This is a genomic window from Flagellimonas flava, assembly GCF_900129665.1.
In the GTDB taxonomy this organism is placed as follows: Bacteria; Bacteroidota; Bacteroidia; order Flavobacteriales; family Flavobacteriaceae; genus Flagellimonas; species Flagellimonas flava.
The window spans coordinates 482247-504047 of sequence record NZ_FQWL01000002.1; the positions used below are offsets into that span (position 1 = coordinate 482247).

A 21801-nucleotide genomic window follows, 5' to 3' on the forward strand; every position below is an offset into this window, starting at 1 on the left:
GAATTGTAACTATATGAAAGGTTTCTTATCCCCACTATTCCTGCTATTGGCCATCTTCTTTGGGTTCTCTCAGGAAGTTCAACAAGACTCCATAACCCAATTGGATGAAATCATTTTGCTGGAAGATGTGGTTCCCAAACGTGCTGTGGGCATTACCGCTTCCTCTACCCTAGGGCCCACAACTTTTGAAAAATTCAATCCCATCGACATTGCTTCGGCCATCAACCAGGTTTCTGGAGTTTATATTTTGTCCGGTGCCTTAAATACTAACCGAATTACCATCCGCGGAGTAGGTGCCCGGACTCCATTTGGGACAAACAAGCTTCGTTTGTATTTCAATGGGATTCCCGTTACAGATGGGGCAGGCTCTTCTACGATTGAAGCCTTCGACTTTGAAAACCTGGGTTCCATGGAGGTCATAAAAGGGCCAAAGGCTACTGCTTATGGCGCCAACCTGGGAGGAGCTATTATGTTGGACACTAAGCTTCCTTTTGAAGATGAGACCCGACTAAGCAATAGCTTCACCATAGGGTCTTTTGGAATGGTCAAGGACAATCTCAGTTTCCAACATTCGGATGATAAGTTGGAACTAGGTTTCAGCTACAATCATTTTAAAACAGATGGGTACCGTCAAAACAACAATTTTGAACGGGATGGGTTTTTATTAACATCCAAAATCAGACTTGGAGAAAAAAGTAGTCTGGGGCTTCTTGTGAACCATATTGATTACACCGCGCAAATTCCCAGCTCCATCAACCAAACTGATTTTGACGAAGACCCCACCCGTGCAGCTGGAAATTGGCTAGCCGCACAAGGGTTTGAAGCCAATAAATATACGTTGCTAGGGCTATCCTATTCCCAAGAGTTCACTGAAAACCTTAAAAACACCACCAGTATTTTTTATACCTATCTGGACCATTACGAACCCCGCCCTTTCAATATTTTGGATGAGTTCACCAATGGTTTTGGACTACGAACCCAGTTTGAGGGAGGTAATTTCCTTGGTGGAGATTATGTGCTTGGGGCGGAACTTTACAAAGACGAGTACCACTGGGGCACCTTTCAAAATTTGTTTGCTGATAACAACGGCAATGGTAGTCTTCAAGGTGACCGTTTGAGCATGAATCTCGAATTTCGTACCCAACTTAATTTATTTTCCACCTACACCTATCCTTTAACGGACAAGCTACATGCACAAGTAGGATTGGGATTAAACAGCACAAGTTTTGATTACCGAGATCTTTTTAATACCAGAGATGGTAATACTTCCGCGGAGCGAGATTTTGATGCCATACTTTTACCCAATTTGGGGATACAATATCAGCTGGCGACAGGAAGTTTATACGCTAATGTAAGTCGTGGTTTTTCCAATCCCAGTTTGGAGCAAACCTTAACTCCAGATGGACTGATAAACCCAGAAATTGAACAGGAAAAAGGCGTCAATTTGGAATTGGGGGGTGCGTTTACTTTGTTTCAGAAAAGCTTATCCTTGGATTTTACCCTTTACCGAATGACAATTAATGATCTCTTCGTGGAAGAGCGGGTGGGTGAAGACCAATTTATTGGTCGCAATGCTGGCGAGACCCGTCATCAAGGATTGGAGTTGGATATCAAATATGCTCTAAAACTTTGTGAAGCCGTGGTCCTCTCCCCTTATCTAAGCTATACTCTGAACGACCATAGTTTTGTGGATTTTGTGGACGAAGACAATGACTTTTCAGGCAACCCTTTAACCGGGGTTCCCAAACACCGTATCAGTTCTGGTCTGGATGTCCGTCATTCCAACGGCCTTCGGTTCAATCTCACCCATCAGTTTGTAGATGAGATTCCGCTGCGGGATGATAACTCCCTGAACAGTGAATCCTTTAATGTTTTTCATGCCAAACTCGCTTATCAGACCAGTCTGTCTAACCGGGTCTCATTGGGCTTAAATGCTGGAATCAACAACCTTTTTGATACCAACTATGCCCAAAGTGTGCTGATTAATGCTTCAAGCTTTGGTGGAGCCGCACCTCGCTATTTTTATCCAGGGAACGGCCGCAATGTTTATGGCGGGGTGACCTTGGGATATCAGTTATAGGTCCGAAAAACAGCATACCCCAAACTTTTAGAAATACTGCAAGTGTAACAGTAGTAGAAAATGCATCTCCTTGGTGGAAAGTAAAACAGCATGAAGAGCTTGACGATAATAAACATCCCCATTTTTTTAACCCTACTGGTGATTACCGTGTCATCCACCATTAACCCTATCCCAACGCAAACTAAGACCATGAACGAGATTTTATACACCTTCCCGGAGGAGAGCATTCAACACGAAGGCACATGGTTGCAGTGGCCCCATCATTTTCAATATGGAAAAAGATTCAGGAACGACCTTGACCCAACTTGGGTGGAGATGACCCGAGAGCTCGTCTCCAGCGAAAAGGTTCATATCGTAACCTATAACGCCAAGGAAAAAGAAAGGATCAAAAATCTGCTGACCGCAAGTTCTGTAGATCTAAAAAATGTGGATTTCACCATAGCTCCCAACGACGATTTCTGGATTCGGGATAATGGTCCAATTTATGTCCATGATCAAGAAGGAAATTTGGTAATCCAGGATTGGGGCTTTAATGGATGGGGAGGCAAGGCGGATTATAAAAATTGCAACGCCATTCCTAAGAAGATTGGTCAAAAGCAGAACAGAAAAGTGGTCGACCTCAACACTATTTTGGTCAATGAAGGCGGAAGCGTAGAGCTGGATGGTCATGGCACCTTAATGGCCTGCAAAAGCTCCATCTTAAATGCAAATAGAAACCCTGGCATGACCCAAAAAGAAGTGGAACAGATTTTTACCAAATACCTTGGGGCCACCAATTTTGTATGGCTCGATGGACAGGCCGGTCTGGAAATCACCGATCAGCATATAGACGGTTTTGCCCGTTTTGGAAATGCACATACCATAGTTACCATGGCACCAGAAGACCTGGAACAGTTCGATGTTACCCCATCCGATATTAAAAAGTTGTTTGCGGCTACCGATAAAACTGGCAAGGCCTACAATTTTTTAAAACTTCCCTTGACCCAAAACACCGTTCGTACCACCTACGGAAAAGATTTGGGCTATAAAGGTTCCTATTGTAACTATTACATTGCCAATACCAAGGTTTTGGTCCCCACCTATAATGATGAAAACGATGCTACGGCCATTCAACTTTTGCAGCAACTGTATCCCAACCGAGAAGTTGTGGGGATAGATTTTAGAAACGTTTATGCCAATGGAGGTATGGTGCACTGTGTTACACAGCAGCAACCCAAAGGGTAGACTTATTTCAAACTTAGCTGGCCATGGCCCCGATGCAAATGGTCTTTTTTTAACATTCCTCTAATTTAACGACCTTAGCGGTACGCTATCTTTGGTAGGCAACCTAAACCCTTAAGCATGTACCCAACACAAAAGAGTATTCGCCTCCTGGTTTTATTTTTCATGGGCCTTTTGGCGATTCAATGTGCTCCAAAAAAAGAAGAAGCGCCGCTCATTATTGACCAATCACTTACAGAAACAGATATTGTCGCCATTAAAGCAGCTCGAAAAAACTATACCAACGCTTGGTTGGCTGGTGATTCCACACAAATTATGGCCGCCCTTACCCCGGATGTGGTTCTAATTCCGCATCATGGGGATATGCCTATTGAAGGTCCTGCCGCAATCAAAGAATTCTGGTGGCCTGCGGACGCCCTACCCTCTAAAGTGACCCAATTTACCTCTACTACAGACGAGGTAGATGGCCAGGGCAACATCGCTTATGTGCGTGGGCGTTTTACCCTTGTGTTTACCTATGGTGAACAAACTTTTTCCAATACCGGCAACTACCTCAATGTCCTTAAAAAGAATGAGAACAGCGAATGGAAATTGGCTCGCCTAATCTGGAACGACCCCATTGCTACAACAGACACCAACTAAATAACTATGAGAATCTATCTTGCCGTAATCCTTTGCTTCTTATACATCACAAGCTGCAAAACCACGCCGGAACCAACCCCAATTCCACAACCCAAATTTGAATATGATATTACTGATGGCCCAACGCCTTGGACCAGTGACACCTTTGAGCTAGAGGAAGAGGATTTCACCTTTGGAATCATTTCTGATCTTAATGGAGGCGAACGCGAAGGTGTTTACAGTACTGCTGTAGCCCAGTTAAATCGATTGGACCCGACTTTTGTGCTAAGTGTGGGCGACCTAATAGATGGCGGCACTGAAGATTTGGACCAACTCACCAGGGAATGGGATTCTTTTGATGCCCGTACTGCCAAACTTAACATGCCCTTCTTTTACTTGGGCGGCAACCACGACCTTACCAACCCTACCATGCGTACCTTTTGGAAGAACCGACTTGGGCCACGCTACTACCACTTTGTGTATGAGGATGTACTCTTTCTAATGATGGATTCCGAAGACTACGAAGAAAAAAGGATGATGGAAATTTATGAGGCCCGAGCCACGGCCATTAAAGTGATCAATGGGGAGTTGGAAGGAGCCTACGAGGACACCGATTATTTTAAGATGGAGGAACGCCGAGTGGGCGGCATGAGTACTGACCAGCTCAATTATTTTAAGCAAGTTCTCACCAAATACCCAAACGTTCGTTGGACTTTTGTTTTGATGCACAAACCGCTTTGGATGCGCGAAGGCAATAAGGGTTTGGGACAATTGGAGGCGGAGCTGTCCAACCGGCCCTACACGGTGATCAATGGGCATTTCCATTCTTTTTCCCACAGGGAGCGCCATGGCAGGGACTATACCATTTTGGGTACTACAGGGGGAGGACAAGACCCAACGGACTCTTTATCCTTCGATCATATCACCCTGGTTCGGATGGCCAAGAAACCTGTTGTCACCCACTTAAAGATGGAAGGGATTCTGGATGAAACAGGACAAGCACCAAAGGGAGCGAAGACCTTGCACAAAAAATAAATCCCGTAGACCAACCCAAAATCGTCTTTGGTTTCCTGTTATCGCCTATATTTAACAGGAGCATTGAACGGGTTATGGGCGATACCACATTCAGTTTTAAAAAAGCCAACCGATTCTTACCGCATATTCTGCTGGTAGGTATCGGAATAGGCACCGCCAATTATATCACGAACGATGGCCTCAACTGGATTCAATGGTGCGTACAGTCCCTGTCAACCAGTTTGCTCATTGGCTACAGCCTCGTAGCAATCGGGGTGAATAAATCTTGGCTCAAATCCCGAATTGACCCAACTTGGAAATTGTATACCGTCCTCATTCTATTTTTCTTTTTTGTGGGTGTGTTGGCCACGGAGATAGAGCATAGCATCCGGTCGTTGGTGTTTGGAAACGAAACTTTTCAACCTTTTTCCTCTGGAAAGATGTATGGCTTTAACGGAATTATTTCCCTGATTCTAGGCTTCAGTTTTTTTCGATACGACTTCTTTTTTCGAAACAAAAGCTCACTAGACCAAGATTCGGACGCCACTAAAAATGAAACCGCAAAAGAGCCCATTACCAGTGTTCCGGCAAAACAAGGTCAGAACATTTTGCTTATTCCCATTGCTGAGATTGTTTACTTTGAAGCCTACGATAATTACTCTTTTGTATACGATACCAAGGGAAAGAAAAGGCTTTGTGATTACTCCCTCCTCTTTTTGGAAAAACGGTTGGGCAATGATTTCTCCCGGGTACACCGAAAGTATATTGTCAACTCCAGTCACATCCAACAAATAAAGCCACATTTGAACGGGCGTTATCTCATTGTGTTTGCATCGGCCCAATTGGAACCAATATCCACTAGCAAGAGTCATGCATCCACCATCCGGAAACTCATTAAGCTAGAGTAAGGATTAGTTTTCCTAAGCTTGAAAAGCGCCACTCCTAAAATCTAGGATTTCACTCGCCCATAAAAGTATCCCGCTCACCCATCTATTGGGTACCTCGCCAGATTTTACTTTCGCAAGCCTTTAGATTTCAATTATTTGCAGCTAAAAAGTAATCTCATGGAAATAGTACATAAAACAAACATTTTGGTTCATATCATCACGGGGTCGCTTGGGCTGCTTCTCGGATTGGTTGCTCTTTTGACCGTAAAAGGAGGCAAGACCCACAACAAGAGTGGAAGCTTTTTTTTAAAACTGATTTCCGTGGTCATCCTTACTGGACTTATCGGTGTTTTTGTGTTTGGCCGAAACACCTTTCTACTGGTCATTACCGTACTGAGCGGTTATGTGTCCTTTTCCGGCTACCGGGTATTGTTGAACAAGACCAACATCCCTAAAAAGCTGGATATGCTCATGGCCCTTACCAGCCTTTTAGTGTTGGGATATTTCCTCTATTATTTTAAATCCATTGGTATGATCTGGTCCCCCATTATTATCTACAGCACCGTTGGCGCCTTGGTACTTGTTGTTGCCTATGACTTTTTACGATACCTCATTCCGCAAAAAAGATATGTCCAAAATCGGATTTGGATCTATGAGCACATCTATAAAATGACCAGTGCGTTTTCTGCCCTCTTATCCGCATTTAGCGGCACCGTACTGGACGAATACCAACCCCACAGCCAATATATTCCCTCGGCCTTGAGCATGGCCATCATCTTTGGGTTTATGTTTTATGTAAGCCGATATGGTCTAAAACGATTGCCTAAATCCCCAAAAAGATCTTGAGCATCCACGGTAGTTAGGTCGTCTCCTATTGAGGGTTCATGATATCTATACGGTTTATGGTGTCTAATCGCTATATTTGGGTATACAAGCTCCCCTTTCACTTTGCAATATCTTCATCATGGGAATTATCATCAAACACAAAAAACACCTCTATACCCGACTGATCATTTGGTCTGTCGTTATTGGCTTTTTGGCTTTTTCTCCTTTGATCATTGGGTTGGTAGGCGCCTGGATCAGCGAGTGGCAAACCGGGGAACCCTGTCATGAAGGAAATTGCAGTTGGATGGTCCTGCCCTGGTTAAGCATGTTCACCATTCCCGTAGGTGGCCTTATCTTCTTGGTTTTTGTGATCATTGCCGCAGTGGATATTTCATCCTTAAACAACAAAAAGGAGGCCGGTACAAAAAGTGAATAGTGTTAGGTTGATTTGCAAAGAACCTCCCCCAAACTCCGCAACAAATCCGCTGCGCTTTGAACTTCCCTTCGGGAAAAAACCTCTTCCTCCAGATAATGCAACATAAAAACAAGATCATGCAAACGTTGGGCTACCCGTTCGGGAGTGCCATAGCCATCGGTGATCAAGGTGTTTAACTTTTCGATTTGGGTAGGTGTCAACATAAACGCAATGTAGCAAGCGTTTTTAATCCATGTAACTACTAATTAGTAGTATTTTTAAGGAACAAAGTCAAACCTATGACCCTCCACCTCCTTACCCCGGAAGACCTCACCCCGGAGCTAAATCAGCAAATGGCCAATCTGTTCCGGCAGTTAACCGATCGCAAGGAAGCACTTCCGGTGTCGGAGGTTTTAGACGAGGCAGACCAGCTCAGCCTGGTCTATTGCAAGGAAGGTAATCACATCTTGGGCATGGCGGCCCTAGCTTCGTACAGTGTACTCTCTGGCCATAAGGGCTGGATCGAGGATGTGGTAGTGGATGCCAACGCTAGGGGCAGGGGCATTGGGCGACTTCTGGTGGAAAAACTGCTGGACATTGCCCGCCTAAAAGGCCTTACCGATGTACTCCTCTTTACCGCCAACCATAGGGAAAGCGCTATCCACCTGTACAAAAAACTGGGCTTTGTGGCCTCTGCAAGTGGCATGTATTACCTCAACCTGGAAAACACCTAAACATGAACCTCAATCAAATCACTGTTCCTTCCAAAGACCTTGAAACCTCCGTGGTTTTTTATGAAAAACTGGGGCTGCAACCCATCGTAAAGGCACCGCCCCATTATGCCCGTTTTGTCTGCCCAGATGGTGGGTCGTCCTTTTCTCTTCATTTGGTGGAGGAACTGCCCAAGGGCGACGGCATCTATGTCTATTTTGAGTGTGACAATCTGGATGAACAGGTGGAAGCACTCGTACAAAAAGGCATCTCTTTTGACGAGCCTCCCAGCGACCGACCCTGGCTATGGCGAGAGGCCCGACTCAAAGACCCGGACGGCAACCAGATCATTCTCTACCATGCCGGGGAGAACCGGTTAAATCCACCCTGGAAAGTTAAATAAGATACCGAATGAAGCAGCGTATTTTCATCATTTGGTTGTTGGCCCTCCAATGGGGATGGGCGCAAACCATAGTGCAAACTTCCGATTTGGTGGAGGCCGCTATGGAGCTTACCCAGCAACGGGTAGTGTACGACCCTTCCTATTTTTCCATTGCCTATCCCAATGGGGATGTGCCCGCCGATAAGGGTGTCTGTACAGATGTGGTCATAAGGGCATACCGAAAAGTGGGCATCGACCTGCAAAAAGAAGTGCATGAAGATATGAAGGCCAACTTTGGGGTATACCCCAAAATCTGGGGCCTATCCCGCACCGATACCAATATTGACCATAGGCGTGTGCCCAACCTCATGACCTTTTTTAAACGACAAGGAGCCGAAAAGCCCATCTCCCAAAACGCCAAAGATTACCTCCCCGGAGATGTGGTCTGCTGGAACCTTCGGGTTGGCATCACCCATATTGGCATTGTGGTGGACCAAAAATCCAGAGATGGAAAACGCCCCCTGATCGTCCACAACATTGGCCGGGGACAGGTGGTGGAAGACCTGCTTTTTGACTATAAAATCATCGGGCATTACGCCTACAAGCCGAATCGCTAGAAACTCGTCAATTCGAGTGGTTTTTAAGCGATGCGAAAAAACTGTATTGAGAATTGCAATCCGGCAGACAGGTACTTTTCCTTTGGAAAAAACTAGAACTGACCTTACTTTTAGCTTTTAATCCCTAAATTTTCTCTCTTGTCCTTCTACCAAAAGCTTACCAACATCGGAACCAAGTTCATTAAGAAACATACTCTATTTAAGTACGGTTTCAATCTCTCACCAATGTACCGGAGGAGTACGGGTAGAATTACAAAGGCATCCGAGGATTTGCTCCACATTCAGGTAAAACTTCCCATTTCATGGAAAAACCGAAACTATGTCAATTCCATTTTTGGGGGCAGTATGTTCTCCGCGGTGGATCCCATTCCCATGGTGCAGCTCATGAATCTGTTGGGCAAGGATTATGTGGTCTGGGACAAAGCCGCCGAAATTCGGTTTAGGCGCCCGGCCAGGGAACATTTGTATGCCGAGTTCACCTATACTTTGGAGGAATTGGAGGAAATCAAAACACAAGTAGCCCAGAAAAACGAGGTGGAAATTGAAAAAATCACCCAACTTGTCAATAAGGATAAAAGCAAGGTGTTCTGCGAGGTAAACAAAACCATCTATGTGGCGGACAAGGCTTATTTTAAGCAGAAAAGAGCGGCCAAAGAAGCCAAATAACTCCCCCGATTGTAGTATCTTGTAAGGTGAAAAACGAAATGCTTTTTCGTTCTCCTGACTAATACAAAACAGCTACCTATGACCGATTTGGAAATCGCCAAAGGCGTTACCCTACAACCCATTCAGAACATTGCCGAAAAATTTGGGGTCGATCCAGAATCTATTGAAATGTACGGAAAGTACAAGGCCAAACTGCCTTTACAGGCAATTGATAAGGCAAAAGCAGAACAAAGCAACCTCATTTTGGTCTCCGCCATTTCGCCTACCCCGGCAGGGGAGGGAAAGACTACCATGTCCATTGGTTTGACCGAAGGCTTAAACCGATTGGGCAAAAAGACCACCGTAGTACTTCGGGAACCTTCTCTAGGCCCTGTTTTTGGGATTAAAGGTGGTGCCACCGGTGGTGGCCACTCCCAGGTATTGCCCATGGAGGACATCAACCTGCACTTTACGGGCGATTTTGCAGCCATAGAAAAGGCACACAACCTCCTCTCGGCGGTCATCGACAATAATATCCAGAGCAAGACCCGTTCGCTTCGGTTAGACCCACGAACCATTGGGTGGAAACGGGTGATGGACATGAACGATCGCTCGCTTCGCCATATCATTGTGGGTTTGGGCGGAACCACATCCGGGATTCCACGGGAAACGGGTTTTGACATTACCGCCGCTTCCGAGATTATGGCTATTCTCTGTTTGGCCGAAGACCTTAACGACCTTAAAAAGCGTCTGGGAAACATCTTTGTGGGCTATACGTTTGACAAGGAACCCATCTATGCCAAGGATTTAAAGGCCGAAGGTGCCATGACCGCTTTGCTTAAAGATGCCATCAAGCCCAATTTGGTGCAGACCATAGAAGGGAATCCGGCCATTATCCACGGCGGGCCATTTGCCAATATTGCACAGGGGACCAATTCTGTGATTGCCACCCGAATGGGGATGTCACATTCCGATTATACCGTTACCGAAGCTGGTTTTGGATTTGACCTTGGGGCCGAAAAATTCTTCGATATCAAATGCCAAAGTGCGGGATTAAAACCTAAAGCTGTGGTGCTTACCGCAACCATTAGGGCCTTAAAATACCATGGCGGGGCCGACTTAAAATCCCTGACCGAACCCAACGTGGATGCCCTGAAAAAGGGATTGCCCAACTTGGAGAAACATTTGGAGAACATAGCCAAGTTCAATGTAGTTCCAGTAATTGCCATCAACCGTTTTGTGACGGATACCGATGAAGAAATTGAAGTGATACAAGAGCTGGCCCAATCCAAAGGGGTGCGTGTGGCCTTGGCCGAAGTTTGGGCCAAAGGGGGCGAGGGCGCCGAAGCACTGGCGCAACATATTATTGAAGTAGTGGAGTCCGGAACATCCAACTTTACCCCCTTGTACAACTGGGAATCCTCCGTGATGGACAAGATTGCCACCATAGCCACGGAAATTTATGGGGCCGAGCACGTGGATTACACCTCCAAGGCCAAGGCCCATTTGCGAAAGATTGCCAACTTGGGGCTGGACCATCTGCCTGTTTGCATTGCCAAAACCCAAAAATCCCTATCGGACAATCCCAAGTTGTTGGGTAGGCCCAAAGACTTTATCATTACCGTTCGGGAAATAGAAATTGCAGTTGGAGCTGGCTTTTTGGTTCCCATTACCGGGGACATTATGCGTATGCCGGGCTTACCTGCAACACCTTCCTCCGAGGGCATTGATGTAAACGATGATGGGGAGATTACCGGCTTGTTCTAAACACCTTCCGTCAACCCAAAAGGGGTATTGATCAACCCAAATGGGGTATCCGTTAAGTGGGCGGGTGCAAAGCTGACCTTTCTACGCATATTCATGGGAATAAACCAAAAACAAACTCCCATGAAAACAACATTGACCCTAGTGGCTGCCCTTTTCTTTGGATTCGGGTGTATGCAAAATACGGAAGCACAACTTTTGGGCAAGCTCAAAAAAAAGGCGGAAAAGAAAGTTGAAAAAGCCATAGACGCTAAACCTGATACCAAAAAGAGCGTTCCCCAAAAACCCTCGGTTACCAAACCGACCACAACCTCAAAGACTACAGCGAGTAAAACTTCCTCAACCACAAAAGGAAATGCTTCTCAATCCATCGGCCATAAAGAGGGGAAAGGTGAAGAAGGCTGCAAGAACACCGAATCTTATTTCAAGCTTGCGAGAAAAGATTTAGCAAAAATAATGACCCCTGAGCCAGACTCAGAACCACTAGCCATTGCAGAAATGGAGGGAATTCTTAAACGAGTCGAATCTCAATGGTTAGAAAAAATCAAAACCAGAGATCCTAATTGTGACACGTCTGCATTAGAAAATGAAATGGATGAAGCGCAAAGTGCAATTGATGAAAAAAAGACAAATTCCTCCTACCTGCCAATTGGAAAATATGAGTGCACTGGGGTTTGGGACGAGTTGGTATTTGGTACTTCTTCCTTTGAAAGATATTCCAATAAGCAAGATTTTGAAATCAAAGGTACTCTTGGCACCTATAAAGGGCAATTAAAATATAAAGCTGATGGACCTATGCCTGAATCAGTCGGAGTAAATTTTGAAGGTTTAGGCCAAGCCGTTATAGTACCAAAAAAAGATGACAAGGGTAATGTCGAATATCATCAATTAGCATTTATTCAAGGAGATAAGCCAGTTGCCGTGGTATTTTTCAGCAATAAAAAAAGTAAAGCGGACCTTCAGGAGCTCATGAGTAAAAGAAGTATGGAAAAATTAGATCGAGCAGATCTGGATCCCTTTACGAGAAAGAACTTAGGTAAATTTTTGGTTTCTACCCAAGGGCCAATTTATGCAAATGGCAAGATTGACGGAAAGGACAATTCAGATAATATCAAATTCATAAACTCATTCATTTTAGGTCAAGATGTCTGGTTAAGAATGTTTAATAAAGATAATCGGACTATGATGGAGCATCTAATGCTAACTGGGTTTCCTCCGGCCGGCAAAGGTGGCGGTGCGATTAAAACAGAATTATACTTTAATGGAGAGCTAGTGGGTAAGGACTTTCTTAGAGCTACCAAAGGGGATGATGCAGAAGCAACTAATACCTGGAAGCATTATAGAGAACCATTTTTCGAATCAAAAGGTGACGCCCAGGATGCATTTAGAGAAGGGATTGAAGGGATTTTTGCAAAAAATCCAAGCTACGGAGAACATGATTTTAGAATAAAACGATATATAGTTAATTATAATGTTATGGGTTCTGAAAAAAAAGAAGACTTTCCTTTACAAATCGAAATCGCAGATTCAGGCCCCTTAAAAATGAAAATTACTGCCGAAAGCTGGCGAGTATTATGTAACACTGGGGGAAGCAATTATGGCCCTGTCCAAGGATCAAAAAACAACTTGGCAAATCAACTTTTAGCAGCAATTAAGAGAGAAGCCTCTCGCTCCAATTGGAAAGAAACACCCAAAAGTGCTGTTCATACAAAGTCTACCAAGATTTACCACGAACTAACAGGCAATTATATGTACACAATACATGAGGGGTATGTCATTAGTAGTATGCCAAATGGTTCGAGAATAGAGCAAGGATTTCAAATGGTAGATGGTTCTTATCATGCAACTATTTCAGGAACACAGCGCTACCTCCCTCCAAAATGCAATTAATCTTACAATCCCAGAAAAAGTAAAAGGTCCCTTTTAGGGACCTTTTTTACTACAATAGTATTGGGATTATATCCTCTGCAACCAATACCGCATATCCACTTCCTTGGAGATAATCTCTTTTACTTCGGATAATTGTACCCGTTGTTGCTCCATGGTATCCCTATGTCGGATGGTTACCGTATCGTCTTCCAAAGTTTGGTGATCTACGGTAACACAGAAAGGTGTTCCTGCGGCATCCTGTCTTCGGTACCTACGGCCCACGGCATCTTTTTCGTCATAGATCACATTGAAATCCCATTTAAGTTCATCGATTAACTTGTTGGCAACTTCTGGCAAGCCATCACGCTTTAACAACGGTAGTACTGCCGCTTTTGTTGGAGCCAAAACCGCAGGAATCTTTAATACCGTTCTCGTAGTCCCATTTTCCAATTCCTCCTCTTTTAAAGAGTTGGAGAACACGGCCAAGAACATACGATCCAATCCAATGGAAGTTTCCAGAACGTAGGGTACATAGCTCTTGTTTTCCTCTGGATCGAAATATTGGAGCTTCTTCCCGGAGTATTCCTCGTGCTGGCTCAAATCAAAATCGGTACGGGAATGGATCCCCTCCAATTCCTTGAAACCAAATGGGAACTTAAATTCGATATCCGCCGCGGCATCGGCATAGTGGGCTAATTTTTCATGGTCGTGGAAACGGTAGTTGTCCTCTCCCATGCCCAAGGACAAATGCCATTTCAATCTTTTTTCCTTCCATTTCTCATACCACTCCTGTTGGGTCCCAGGTTTGATGAAATATTGCATTTCCATTTGTTCAAACTCCCGCATGCGAAAGATAAACTGACGGGCCACAATCTCATTTCTAAATGCTTTTCCAGTCTGGGCAATCCCAAACGGAATTTTCATCCGCCCCGTTTTCTGAACATTAAGGAAGTTCACAAAAATCCCTTGGGCAGTTTCCGGTCTTAGGTACAAGTCCATGGCAGAATCCGCAGAAGCTCCCAACTTGGTGCCGAACATGAGGTTGAACTGCTTTACATCCGTCCAGTTTTTTGAGCCCGACAACGGACAGGCTATTCCCAGTTCTTCAATCAGGGCTTTCACATCGGCCAAATCCTCATTTTCCAAGGATTTTCCCATACGCTTTAGAATGCCATCGGCCTTGGCTTGATAATCCAGAACGCGCTGGTTGGTTTCCAAGAATTGCTTTTTATCAAAGCTGTCCCCAAAACGTTTGGCGGCCTTTGCCACTTCCTTATCAATTTTTGCTTCTATTTTGGCGACATGGTCTTCTATTAGGACATCGGCTCGGTATCTCTTTTTGGAATCTTTGTTATCTATCAACGGGTCATTGAAGGCATCCACGTGACCAGAGGCTTTCCAGGTGGTGGGGTGCATAAAAATGGCGGCATCGATACCCACAATATTGTCATTGAGCTGCACCATGGCCTGCCACCAGTACTCGCGGATGTTCTTTTTCAGTTCCACCCCGTTCTGCGCATAGTCGTAAACTGCACTTAAACCATCATAAATCTCACTGGATTGGAACACATACCCATACTCCTTGGCATGGGAAATGACCTTCTTAAAAACGTCTTCTTGTTTTGCCATGCGGCAAAAATAGAACTTTAGCTAAAAATGGGAGTTTTATTTCAATTGAAATTCGGTGGAAGCCAGCAGTCTTTCGTCTTCGAACACATTCAGTGTGTAGATTCCCTCAGCAAGGGAGCCTTCCGGGACGGTAATCGCATCACAAATGCTAATTTCCCGACCAGAGTAAACAATCTCAACTTTCTTGCTATACGTATTGCCGCTTACAGAAATGGTGCTAGCATTGTCCTCAATAACCGACATGTTCGGGTCCAAAAATTGGAGGTATAGCACTTTAACATTACCATCTTCGTTGGGGTCTGCCAACACGGTTACACACCCTCTTAGTTTTTCAATCGTGGATGCCTTATTGGTCTTTAAAGGCCTGCCCGCACGTAAGCGGAAACCACTACCCTCGGCATCTTGCAGTTTTAGATAGCTCTTTATCTTGAGTTCCCTCGCCAATTCCCGATTGGTTTCGCGAAGCAAAGATTCGGCTTTTTCCATATTGCTGGCCCTGCCCCGGACTTCTTCAAGCTGTCTTCGGGTCTCCTCGTATCTGTTGGCCAAAAGGCTGTTGTTATAGCGAAGAAAGTTGTTCTTGAGCTTTAGGCTATCGAAACGTACCTCGAGCATACGCAATTCCTTCCGAGTTTCCTTTAGTTTTACGATGCTGAAATTGAGTCGCCCCACGGAATCCAATAATTGTTGTACCTTGAACCTGGATGTCTGAAGCTCAATCTCGTTCACCTCGTTTAGACCAGACAACCGATCCACCTCAGCTTTCATTAATGTAAGGTCTTTTACCAATAAGGATTTCTCCTGTTCCAAAAAATTCATTTGGTTTTTGGACTGGGCATAGCTGTAATAAAAGGCAATAAGGATACCTACAATGACCGCAACAAGCGCAGCAAAGATGATCTTGTAGTTAAAATTGGTATCCTGGGCATCCATGAGGTTAATTGGCTACTGTAACGCGTATAAGATTTGATCCTTAAAAGGTTGGCTAAGATACTAAACGAGATTCACAACATACTATTGCCAATGGTGTGTTTTGGATGTAATGCGCAATTATCCAGAGGAGAACGTGTATTGTGCACCGTTTGTCGACATGAGCTGCCACTCACCGATCACAATTTTGTTGAAGAAAACCTTGTGGACCGTATATTTTATGGGAGGATTCCTATTAAAAAGGGGGCTTCGTTCCTGTTTTTCGCTAAACAAGGTATCGTAAAACAGCTTTTACACCACCTTAAATACAAGAACCAGGAGCATATTGGAGCGTTTTTAGGCGAATGGTACGGCGCCCTGCTAGAAAATGAAGATTACTTGAAGACTGTTGACATTGTAATCCCCGTTCCATTGCATCACAAGAAAACGAAAAAAAGAGGGTACAATCAGGTTACGCTGTTTGCGCAACATATTGCACTTGCCATACAAGCCGAATATCGTGAGGATATTTTGGTTAAAAAACGCAATGTTAAGACCCAAACCAAAAAAGATCGGCAGCTGCGATGGGAAAACACTCGCAACATCTTTACCCTTTCGGATGTTTTAATTCCGAATCCCAAACATATACTGTTGGTTGATGATGTTATCACTACGGGTGCTACTATTGAGGCTTGCGCACAGACATTGATGGAAATGGAAGATGTGGAGATTTCGGTGCTTAGCATGGCCGTGGTACCCTAGTGTTTAAATTTTATTAAGGGGTGTTTCCCTTTTTTAAATTAGTTGTTTCTTTGTCCCACATACGTTTTTTGAATGCGGTACTTAAAAAAACTGTTGAGCTTTGTTTTCCTTTTCATCATGGGACTGGCCCTGTGGCAATGCGCACAGCGCAGTAATCCTTCAGGAGGGCCCAAGGACTTGACCCCTCCAGTATTGTTGCGGACAGAACCCGAAAACTTCACTACCGAGTTCAAAGCCGAGAAAATTCGACTGTATTTTGACGAGCTCATTAAATTGAGTGATGTACAGAACCAGTTGATTGTTTCACCTCCCCTAAAATACCCTCCGCAGATAACACCTCAAGGAGGACCGGCAAAATATATAGAGATCGTCCTTAAGGATACCCTAAAGGAAAATACCACCTACACTTTTAATTTCGGGCAAAGCATCGTGGACAATAATGAGGGCAACCCCAACAGTTTTTTGAGTTATGTGTTTTCAACAGGAACTTATATCGATTCCTTGACCCTATCTGGAGCTGTAAAGGATGCCTTTAACCGAAAGGCTGACGAATTCATCAGCGTTATGCTTTATGAAATTGATACATCCTATACAGATTCAACCATTTACAAGACCGTTCCCAATTATATTACCAACACTTTGGATAGTCTTCCTTTGTTTCATTTGAAAAACCTGAAGCCGGGCAAATATTCGTTGGTTGCCCTAAAAGACGCCAACAAGGATAACCTATTTAACCAAAGACAGGACAAGATTGGGTTTTTACAGGATACAATTACGATTCCAACAGATTCTATTTATCTTTTGAACCTATTTTTAGAAGAGCCCGATTATAACATTTCCGTTCCCAGTTATGTAGCTAAAAACCATATTCTTTTCGGATATCAAGGCGACCATGAGGACATTAAGATTGAAAGTCTGACCACACTTCCAGATTCGGTGAAGACCCTGATCAGGAAGGACCGGGAAAAGGATACTTTGGATTTTTGGCTAACCCCAACCGATATAGATTCCATTGTTTTTACTGTGAGCAATGAAAAGATGGAAGCCATAGATACGTTTACGGTCAAAACCCGAAAACTCCCTTTGGATTCGTTACAACTTAGTAGCAATGTGCGTGGAAAATTCAATTTTGAAGATGCCTTTAGCATTTTGGCCAACACCCCCATAGCTGCCTTGGACACCAATCAGATTGCCCTTTTTGTGAGCGACTCCATTAATGCGGCCTATACCATGGTGTTGGATTCCATAGAGAACAAAGTCGATTTTGATTTTGCCATTGAACCTAACCAGAAGTATTCCTTTGAGATAATGCCAGGAGCCATTACCGACTTTTTTGGTATACAAAATGATACCTTGAACTATCGGTTCTCTACAGGTAGCTTTGCGGATTATGGAAACCTTAGGGTCAATGTTGGGGGTGATGTTGTGTACCCTTTGATTGTGCAGCTCACCAACGATGATGGAGAGACCCAACGCGAGATTATTGCGCCGGAATCCCAGATTTTTGAGTTCAACAATTTAGATCCGGCCCAGTATCGTATACGTGTTATTTTTGATGCCAATGGCAATGGGAAATGGGATACCGGAAGCTATTTAAGAAAAATTCAGCCGGAAAGGGTGAGTTACTATCCGGATGTGATAGACGTACGCGCCAATTGGGAATTGGAGCAGACGTTTATCATTTCAAACTAAACGCATCCCGATCATTCAAGAATTTTAGTTTGTTCCTTTGACTAGTAATATGCTCCTTATCTAAAGTCGTATATAATATTTCCTCCTTTTCTGAATAGACCAAGGGGTTCCCTAAGACATCATAAACCGCGGAATGTCCCGGATACTCATGGCCCAACCCGTCCAATCCAATTCTATTGGCACCAATACAGTAACTCATGTTTTCAATGGCCCTAGCCCGAAGCAGGGTATCCCAAGCAGCAATTCTTGGTTTCGGCCAATTGGCTACATAGATGAGCACGTCATAGTTTTCGGTATTTCTGGACCATACCGGAAAACGAAGGTCGTAACAAATCATTGGACATAATTTGAATCCCTTGTATGTAACCAGCAATCTATCGGTTCCCGCCACATATACCTTATCCTCTCCTGCCAAAGTAAAGGTGTGTTTTTTATCATATTGACTTACCAATCCATCAGGAGTTACCAGAAATAGTCTATTGAAATATTTACCGCCTTCTTGATATATGATGCTCCCTAATAGTGCAGACTCTTTTGCTTTGGCCATGGATTTCATCCAATCCAAAGTTGCAGGGCCATCTGCGGTGTCAATCTTATCAGGTTTCATGGTGAAACCCGAGGTGAACATCTCTGGTAGGACGATAAGGTCAACCTTTGATGTAATGGACTGGATTTTTTCTTCCAGCATGGCTCGATTGGCCTTCGGGTTCTCCCACAGCAAATGGGTTTGGATAATGGCCAAATTCAATTTCTCCATAGCAATATCAATCAAAATATACTTGGGATTCGGTTAAGCTGTTCTTTTGGATTCATGTGCTTTCGGCCTAGATTAAGTTTTGGTTTCCAATAATTCAATTAAGGGTTGACTTCCTTGCATTTTAGCCTGATCCAATGCCGTATTTCCCCGGGCATCCCTGGTGGATATGTCCGCACCATGATCCAACAGCAACCGAGCTATCTCCAACTTATTGAAGGTTGCCGCATAGATGAGACAGGTTGCACCCATGGAATTAACATGGTTCACATTGGCCCCTGCCTCAATAAGTATTTTCGCCAATTCGCTATAACCCTTAAAGCATACACCCATAAGGGCGGTATTGCCCGAACCATCCATATCATCAATTGCTGCACCTTTTTGCAATAGGGTTTCCGCTATTTCCTTTTGATCGTAATAGGTTGCCAAAATCAATGGCGTTGAACCCCTTTCATCTTTGGAAGACAATAAGCTCTTGTCCGTTTCAAGTAAGTTCGAAACGGTCAGTCCATCGCCGTTTCGTATCGCGTTATAAAACTCCTTTTTTCTTTCCATTAGATAGTTGAAAGTTATAAAAAAAACTGCCACAACCTTTACGGAAGTGACAGTCTTTCAGGGTTAATTTTCTCTTTCTATTTCGAGGCCATTATTAGGCCAAATCAAATCGATCTAGGTTCATTACCTTGTTCCATGCAGCAACAAAGTCATTCACAAATTTACCTTGGGAATCGCTGCTTCCATATACTTCGGCAATAGCTCGAAGTTCAGTATTAGATCCAAAAATAAGATCAACTCTTGTTCCGGTCCATTTAAGGGCACCTGTCTTACGATCGCGTCCTTCGAACACTTCATCATCCTCTGAGGTTGATTCCCATTTAGTGTTTAAATCCAATAGGTTCACAAAGAAGTCATTGGAAAGTGTTTCGGTGCTGGCAGTGAAAACTCCATTATGGGACTTATCTGCGTTAGTGTCCAAAACACGCATTCCTCCAATCAAAACAGTCATTTCAGGGACCGTCAGAGTCAGCAATTGTGCTTTATCTACCAAAAGTTCTTCAGATTTAACCGAATATTTTCCTTTCAGGTAGTTTCGGAATCCATCAGCATAAGGTTCCAATACAGCAAAAGATTCAGCATCTGTTTGCTCATCCGTGGCATCTGTTCTACCTGGGGTAAAAGGCACGGTAACCTCATGTCCAGCATTTTTGGCTGCCTGTTCTACTCCAGCACAGCCTGCCAACACAATTAAATCCGCAATGGAAACCTTCTTCCCAAAGTCTTTTTGAATTCCCTCCAAGGTCTGCAACACTTTTGCCAATTGAGACGGGTTGTTTACTTCCCAGTCCTTTTGTGGTGCCAATCTAATGCGTGCGCCATTAGCACCTCCCCTATAATCAGATCCTCGGAATGTTGAGGCAGAGGCCCATGCCGTTGACACCAATTGGGAAATCGAAAGACCAGAGTCAAGAATCTTAGCCTTAAGCGCTGCGATATCACTATCATTTATCAGCTCATGGTCCACAGCTGGAACTGGATCTTGCCAAATCAATTCTTCATTGGGTGCATCAGCACCTAGGTAGCGGGATACAGGTCCCATATCCCTATGTGTCAATTTAAACCATGCTTTGGAGTAGGCTTCGGCAAATTCATCAGGGTTTTCCAAGAAGTGCTTGGAAATCTTATCATATTCAGGGTCCATTCGAAGCGAAAGGTCCGTGGTCAACATGAATGGAGCGTGTTTCTTAGCGGGGTCGTGGGCATCCGGAATAGTTCCAGCGCCAGCTCCATCTTTTGGTGCCCATTGATGGGCTCCTGCAGGACTCTTGGTCAGTTCCCATTCATATGCATAAAGGTTCTCCAAGAATTTATGGCTCCATTTCGCAGGGGTATCGGTCCATGCCCCTTCTAAACCACTGGTGATGGTATCGCTTCCACTTCCACTTCCAAAATTGTTCTTCCATCCCATGCTCTGCATTTCAATGGAAGCTCCTGCTGGTTCGGCTTCAACATATTCGGCATCACTCGCTGCGCCATGGGTTTTCCCGAAGGTATGTCCACCGGCGATCAATGCCACAGTTTCATAATCGTTCATGGCCATTCTGCCAAAAGTTTCCCTAATATCATGCGCAGCGGCAATAGGGTCAGGATTTCCATTCGGCCCCTCTGGGTTAACATAAATCAATCCCATATGAACAGCACCTAACGGATTTTCCAATTCGCCTTCTTCATTATATCGGGCCTTATTGCCAAGCCATTCTGCCTCTGCACCCCAATAAATATCTTCTTCCGGTTGCCAGATGTCTTCGCGTCCGCCCGCAAAACCAAACATCTTGAGTCCCATGGATTCATGAGCAACATTTCCAGCCAAAATCAATAAATCTGCCCAAGAGATTTTCTTTCCATATTTCTGTTTGACAGGCCACAGCAACAATCTGGCTTTATCCAAGTTGGCGTTATCCGGCCAGCTGTTCAAGGGAGCAAAACGCTGGGATCCAGTTCCACCGCCACCACGTCCGTCAGCAATTCTATAGGTTCCCGCTGCGTGCCACGCCATACGGACAAAAAATGGTCCATAATGTCCATAATCTGCTGGCCACCATTCCTGACTATCGGTCATTAGGTCCGTAAGATCCTTTTTAATCGCCTCCAAATCCAGTGATTTGAATTCCTCTGCATAGTTAAAACCTTCGTCCATAGGATCCGCCAAATTGGAGTGCTGGCGTAGAATGTTCAAATTCAGTTGATTGGGCCACCAATCCTTATTGGATGTTCCCCCACCAGCTGCCTGGTTCAATGAACCGTTTAGAAATGGGCACATGCTTTCGTCCATGCCATTTCCGCCGTTGTTTGCTAATTCCTTGCTCATGATAGTATGTTGTTTTAATGTGATTTTTTAAGCCATATAAAGGTAAAAAAACCGCTTGGCCAACAATAGGCAATTCATATTAATATACTATTAAATGATAGGTGATATCTATTTTGAAAATGTGATGGGTTTTATGTG

General features: G+C 44.2%; 21 protein-coding genes. 15 read left to right on the plus strand and 6 right to left on the minus strand.

From position 1 onward, the window contains the following. The first annotated feature begins 13 nt into the window (after nucleotides 1–13). The 7 genes from BUC10_RS08010 to BUC10_RS08040 all read left to right on the plus strand — a co-directional run bounded on the left by BUC10_RS08010 (nucleotide 14) and on the right by BUC10_RS08040 (nucleotide 7084). Nucleotides 14–2080 carry a TonB-dependent receptor family protein gene (locus BUC10_RS08010; protein ID WP_073178162.1) on the plus strand — a complete coding sequence of 689 codons (2067 nt, stop codon included), beginning with the start codon at nucleotides 14–16 and terminating at the stop codon, nucleotides 2078–2080. A gap of 189 nt (nucleotides 2081–2269) precedes the next feature. Next, the gene (locus BUC10_RS08015; RefSeq protein ID WP_073178890.1) at nucleotides 2270–3304 is read left to right on the plus strand and encodes an agmatine deiminase family protein; all 1035 of its coding nucleotides are present in this window, start codon (nucleotides 2270–2272) and stop codon (nucleotides 3302–3304) included. A gap of 117 nt (nucleotides 3305–3421) precedes the next feature. Then, complete coding sequence (locus BUC10_RS08020; RefSeq protein WP_073178165.1) at nucleotides 3422–3943, plus strand: YybH family protein; 522 nt, start codon at nucleotides 3422–3424, stop codon at nucleotides 3941–3943. 6 nt (nucleotides 3944–3949) lie between these two features. Next, on the plus strand, nucleotides 3950–4957 hold the full coding sequence (locus tag BUC10_RS08025) for a metallophosphoesterase family protein (RefSeq protein ID WP_084732589.1): 1008 nt from the start codon (nucleotides 3950–3952) through the stop codon (nucleotides 4955–4957). A 74-nt stretch (nucleotides 4958–5031) separates the two neighbouring features. Further along, nucleotides 5032–5844 (plus strand): LytR/AlgR family response regulator transcription factor, encoded by an 813-nt coding sequence (locus tag BUC10_RS08030; protein WP_073178167.1) that lies wholly within the window; start codon nucleotides 5032–5034, stop codon nucleotides 5842–5844. A 156-nt stretch (nucleotides 5845–6000) separates the two neighbouring features. Next, nucleotides 6001–6669 (plus strand): hypothetical protein, encoded by a 669-nt coding sequence (locus tag BUC10_RS08035; protein ID WP_073178170.1) that lies wholly within the window; start codon nucleotides 6001–6003, stop codon nucleotides 6667–6669. A gap of 118 nt (nucleotides 6670–6787) precedes the next feature. Beyond that, a complete protein-coding gene (locus tag BUC10_RS08040; RefSeq protein ID WP_073178172.1) occupies nucleotides 6788–7084 on the plus strand; it encodes a hypothetical protein in 297 nt (98 codons plus the stop codon). Between the two features lie 2 nt (nucleotides 7085–7086). Here BUC10_RS08040 and BUC10_RS08045 read toward each other — a convergent pair whose 3' ends face one another. Further along, on the minus strand, nucleotides 7087–7287 hold the full coding sequence (locus tag BUC10_RS08045; RefSeq protein ID WP_073178175.1) for a hypothetical protein: 201 nt from the start codon (nucleotides 7285–7287) through the stop codon (nucleotides 7087–7089). Nucleotides 7288–7362: 75 nt separating this feature from the next. Here BUC10_RS08045 and BUC10_RS08050 point away from each other — a divergent pair, with 75 nt between their 5' ends. The 6 genes from BUC10_RS08050 (at nucleotide 7363) to BUC10_RS08075 (ending at nucleotide 13072) form a co-directional block, all read left to right on the plus strand. Then, nucleotides 7363–7797, plus strand: coding sequence for a GNAT family N-acetyltransferase (locus BUC10_RS08050; RefSeq protein WP_073178177.1), 435 nt, complete (start codon nucleotides 7363–7365; stop codon nucleotides 7795–7797). Nucleotides 7798–7799: 2 nt separating this feature from the next. Beyond that, entirely contained in the window at nucleotides 7800–8177 is a 378-nt protein-coding gene (locus tag BUC10_RS08055; RefSeq protein ID WP_073178180.1) for a VOC family protein, read from the plus strand. Between the two features lie 8 nt (nucleotides 8178–8185). After that, nucleotides 8186–8773, plus strand: coding sequence for a DUF1287 domain-containing protein (locus tag BUC10_RS08060; protein ID WP_073178182.1), 588 nt, complete (start codon nucleotides 8186–8188; stop codon nucleotides 8771–8773). 138 nt (nucleotides 8774–8911) lie between these two features. Then, entirely contained in the window at nucleotides 8912–9439 is a 528-nt protein-coding gene (locus BUC10_RS08065; protein ID WP_073178184.1) for a DUF4442 domain-containing protein, read from the plus strand. Nucleotides 9440–9517: 78 nt separating this feature from the next. Then, the gene (locus tag BUC10_RS08070; RefSeq protein ID WP_073178186.1) at nucleotides 9518–11185 is read left to right on the plus strand and encodes a formate--tetrahydrofolate ligase; all 1668 of its coding nucleotides are present in this window, start codon (nucleotides 9518–9520) and stop codon (nucleotides 11183–11185) included. 120 nt (nucleotides 11186–11305) lie between these two features. Continuing rightward, nucleotides 11306–13072 carry a hypothetical protein gene (locus BUC10_RS08075; protein ID WP_131819061.1) on the plus strand — a complete coding sequence of 589 codons (1767 nt, stop codon included), beginning with the start codon at nucleotides 11306–11308 and terminating at the stop codon, nucleotides 13070–13072. Nucleotides 13073–13138: 66 nt separating this feature from the next. Here BUC10_RS08075 and BUC10_RS08080 read toward each other — a convergent pair whose 3' ends face one another. Then, complete coding sequence (locus BUC10_RS08080) at nucleotides 13139–14680, minus strand: glycine--tRNA ligase (RefSeq protein ID WP_073178190.1); 1542 nt, start codon at nucleotides 14678–14680, stop codon at nucleotides 13139–13141. Between the two features lie 36 nt (nucleotides 14681–14716). Next, nucleotides 14717–15613 carry a hypothetical protein gene (locus BUC10_RS08085; RefSeq protein WP_073178193.1) on the minus strand — a complete coding sequence of 299 codons (897 nt, stop codon included), beginning with the start codon at nucleotides 15611–15613 and terminating at the stop codon, nucleotides 14717–14719. 48 nt (nucleotides 15614–15661) lie between these two features. Here BUC10_RS08085 and BUC10_RS08090 point away from each other — a divergent pair, with 48 nt between their 5' ends. Then, nucleotides 15662–16351 carry a ComF family protein gene (locus BUC10_RS08090; RefSeq protein ID WP_245812799.1) on the plus strand — a complete coding sequence of 230 codons (690 nt, stop codon included), beginning with the start codon at nucleotides 15662–15664 and terminating at the stop codon, nucleotides 16349–16351. Between the two features lie 72 nt (nucleotides 16352–16423). Beyond that, entirely contained in the window at nucleotides 16424–18043 is a 1620-nt protein-coding gene (locus BUC10_RS08095; RefSeq protein ID WP_073178197.1) for an Ig-like domain-containing domain, read from the plus strand. Here the strand turns inward: BUC10_RS08095 and BUC10_RS08100 are convergent. The 3 genes from BUC10_RS08100 to katG all read right to left on the minus strand — a co-directional run bounded on the left by BUC10_RS08100 (nucleotide 18030) and on the right by katG (nucleotide 21663). Then, nucleotides 18030–18800 (minus strand): nitrilase family protein, encoded by a 771-nt coding sequence (locus tag BUC10_RS08100; protein WP_073178200.1) that lies wholly within the window; start codon nucleotides 18798–18800, stop codon nucleotides 18030–18032. The genes BUC10_RS08095 and BUC10_RS08100 overlap by 14 nt on opposite strands. 72 nt (nucleotides 18801–18872) lie before the next feature. Next, nucleotides 18873–19352: an ankyrin repeat domain-containing protein gene (locus tag BUC10_RS08105; protein WP_073178202.1), complete on the minus strand. Its 480-nt coding sequence runs from the start codon at nucleotides 19350–19352 to the stop codon at nucleotides 18873–18875. A gap of 94 nt (nucleotides 19353–19446) precedes the next feature. Further along, nucleotides 19447–21663, minus strand: coding sequence for a catalase/peroxidase HPI (gene katG / locus BUC10_RS08110; protein WP_073178205.1), 2217 nt, complete (start codon nucleotides 21661–21663; stop codon nucleotides 19447–19449). Nucleotides 21664–21801 lie beyond the last annotated feature (138 nt).